The sequence below is a fragment of the Nocardia cyriacigeorgica genome (genome assembly GCF_010858045.1).
GTDB lineage: Bacteria > Actinomycetota > Actinomycetes > Mycobacteriales > Mycobacteriaceae > Nocardia > Nocardia cyriacigeorgica_E.
Map to the genome: position 1 here is coordinate 1 of NZ_JAAGVC010000379.1, position 281 is coordinate 281.

Here is a 281-nt window from a genome sequence, read left to right on the forward strand (position 1 = left end):
ATATCGCACTGATCCCCGGCGAGGGTGACGGTACGGCGCTCGAACCGGGCGGGCACATTTCACTGGAGCGCACCGAACCCTCCTTCGACGTGTCGGCGCTGCTGTCGGGTTTCGAGCCACTGTTCAGCGTCCTGCAACCGGACCAGGTGAACTCGCTGTCGGAAACGCTCATCCAGGCGCTCCAAGGCGACGGCGTGTCGTTGAGTGCGCTGATCATCCAGGCGGCCGAACTGAACTGGCCACCACGTTCGGACAGCGTGACGAGATCCTCGGGCAGGTCA

General features: G+C 64.1%; 1 protein-coding gene. It reads left to right on the forward strand.

All coding sequences use genetic code 11. The annotated features are described in order from the left end of the window. Positions 1-281 (forward strand): MCE family protein (locus GV790_RS30100; protein WP_375139446.1); only part of this gene is annotated, 281 nt, incomplete at both ends.